Here is a 2,809-nt window from a genome sequence, read left to right as displayed (position 1 = left end):
GACGCCGTGCTCGACGTGACCATCGAAGCCGTCTGGCGGCAGCTCGCGAAGCGCCACCGCGAGGTGCCGCGTTTTGCCGCGATCGCGTACGGCAAGCTTGGGGGCAAGGAGCTTGGCTACGCGTCGGACCTCGACCTGATCTTTCTCTACGACGACGAAGACGAACGCGCTTCGGAAATCTACGCGATGTTCGCGCGTCGCCTCATCACGTGGCTCACCACGGCGACGGGCGCGGGCACGCTGTTCGACGTGGATCTGCGTTTGCGGCCTAACGGCGAATCGGGCCTGCTCGTGACCGACCTCGACGCATTCCGCCGCTACCAGCTGCGCGAAGGCGACGCGGCGAACACGGCGTGGGTCTGGGAGCACCAGGCGCTGACGCGCGCGCGCTTCTCGGCCGGAGACGCCGCGATCGGCAACGCGTTCGAAGCGATCCGCGTGCAGGTGCTCACCACGCCGCGCGACGCAGCGCCGCTCGCGAAGGAGATCGTGGAGATGCGCCAGCGCGTGGAAGACGGCCACCCGAACCGCACCGAGCTATTCGACCTGAAGCACGACCGCGGCGGCATGGTGGACATCGAGTTCCTCGTGCAGTACTGGGTGCTGCTGCACGCCGCGCAGGACCCCGAACTGATTCGCAACACCGGCAATATCGCCTTGTTGCGCGAGGTGTCACGGTTCGGGCTCATGAGCGCGGAGGAAGCGGAGACGATCGGTTCGGCGTACCGGCTCTATCGCAAGCTGCAGCACCAGTTGCGGCTGGACGGGATGGAGGCCGCGCGGGTCGATCCGGCTCGTGTGGAGATGCAGCGGACTGCGGTGCTGGCGTTGTGGAAGCGGGTGTTCGGCGAGCGGGGGTAGGGCTAGGGCCTTAGCAGAAGCCTCGCCAGAACGTCCTTTAAGTCTCTGCGAGTGTCGACGACCAGGTGTATGTACACCATCGGATCGTCGATCTCGTAGATGACGCGGTTCATCCCGCTCACGATCTGCCGATAATTTCTAAAGCCCATCTCTGAGAGTTCAGCAGGGATTTGCCCGTTGTATGGGAACGCTTCGAGTTGCGCGACGTCGTTTTGAATTTTCGCGGACGTTTCACGCCAGGTCTGCGGGCCGAATTTGGCGATCACATAGCGTCTGATACCTTGCAGATCAGTGCGTGCGGATTGGAGAAAGACGACCTTCATCCGGTTGCGCGGGAAACCTCGGCCTTCAGGCCGGGGAGGGATGGCGCGGACCGCGAAGCGGTCCCTGTTCCCGCGACTCCTCCTTCTGGAGTGTCTATCCTTGAGTAACCGTAGCCGTCGCTACGCTGAATTAGCTGGCAACGGCGATGTGCAATACCTTGCACCACCTTGTCGGCCGACTGAATGTTGAAGCTTCCGCTCGCGCGCACCGCGACACGGCCCACGTGCGTCCCGGCCTTCTTGCCGTTCGGAACCTCGGCGCGCACCAGGTCCCCAGTCTGGAACCCGTGCACACGCTTCTCGCGCGTCAGATATCCGCGTGGGAAGCCGTATTGGTCGAGGCGCGTGCGCTGGTAACTGCCCCGGCCCGCACATTTCACCGTCAGGGTCGGCTTACGCCAGTCCGACACCGCATCGAGTGCGCCGACGCACGCCGCATCGAGCGCGTGTGTCTTCGGGACGGCTAGCCGTGAGCGATTGAATTTCGTGCGTCCGCCTGAAGCCAACTCCACCGGCAGGCCGGTAGCCCTGAGCGCATTAGCCAAGGTCCAGCGCGTCGCGTTGACGGCGGCCGCATCTTTTAGTGGGCGCTTCGCTTGTGTCAGGATGCGTGCCAGTCGCTTCGGATCCTTCGCCATAAACACCTCGACGGGCAAGGCATTCTTTTTCTGATTACACGGCGCGCACGCCAGCGTCAGATTGCTGACGCGGTTTGAACCATCGCGGGTTTTCGCAACGATGTGTTCGATCTGCAAAGGCGTATCACGCTTATCGCAATAGGCACACACGCGGCCCCACTTGTCGAGCAGGTACTCACGGACTTCGTAGCCCGCCAGCGTGCCCTGCTGGTACTCGACACCGGCGATCTCCGGTTTCTCGAACGCCTGCATATCGAAGCGCACCAGCTCACTCGATAGCGCCGCTACAGGCGCCCAGCGCCGGATGCGTTGCACCCACGCCATGGTGGTGTCGACCCGGTGTTGCAGCGACGGTGGCAACCAACCTGCCGGACGCACACGGTTCAGAAAACGCGGTGCGCGGTAGCGCAGGTTACCGCGGCGCCGACGGCGCATGGCGCTGCGCGCGGTGAAGCGCCTCCTTGATCTGCCGGCCGCGGTGGAGCAGCTCGAACAGGTTGAGCACTGTCGCACCGCGCTGAATCTCGCCGGTGGCGTTGTCGATCACTTCGGTGTCGCGTACCAGCGCGAGCCCGGTGGTCTTGCTGCCCGGGTCGAGCTTGATGCGCAACGGTTGAAACTGGCAAGAGTCGGCAGTGCGGTCGGCGAGCCGGATGACGAAAGGCACGACACGATGCCCGCGCGCGCGACCTCGTGCGAGCAACAGCCTCGCGCGCTTCTCGCTGCACGGCATCAATGCCTTGCCCGCCTTGTCCAGAACGAAAACTGCCACAACAGCTCCTTGTTAACCCATTCCGTCTTTCCGGCTGCCAGCCCTTACGGGCCTTGTGACGGGGGCTTCACGGCTCCGCTCCCCTCGACCATGTTGTGCAGCAGGTGGTGAGTCGCCTCACCCGTCGCAGCCCGTTTCGTGCCTACCCGGGGCGTGTCTGCTGCTGCGACTTCCAGAGCGCCGGACTGAGGAAGCATCCGGCGGTGGGTCTGCTG

Annotated in this window: 1 protein-coding gene and 2 pseudogenes; 1 reads left to right on the top strand and 2 read right to left on the bottom strand. The window is 64.1% G+C overall.

Translation table 11 applies throughout. From position 1 onward, the window contains the following. Positions 1 to 861, top strand: a pseudogene (locus VMJ11_RS16040) (bifunctional glutamine synthetase adenylyltransferase/deadenyltransferase); the annotation flags it as partial. Positions 862 to 863: 2 nt separating this feature from the next. Here the strand turns inward: VMJ11_RS16040 and VMJ11_RS16035 are convergent. Then, entirely contained in the window at positions 864 to 1,184 is a 321-nt protein-coding gene (locus VMJ11_RS16035; RefSeq protein ID WP_325620372.1) for a type II toxin-antitoxin system RelE/ParE family toxin, read from the bottom strand. Then, positions 1,181 to 2,594: pseudogene (gene iscB / locus VMJ11_RS16030) on the bottom strand (RNA-guided endonuclease IscB). The gene VMJ11_RS16035 and the pseudogene iscB overlap by 4 nt, the downstream one beginning before the upstream one ends. Between the last annotated feature and the right edge of the window lie 215 nt (positions 2,595 to 2,809).

Origin of the sequence: Paraburkholderia sp. (assembly GCF_035501035.1) — a bacterium.
GTDB lineage: Bacteria > Pseudomonadota > Gammaproteobacteria > Burkholderiales > Burkholderiaceae > Paraburkholderia.
This window is presented reverse-complemented; position numbering and strand designations above follow the sequence as displayed.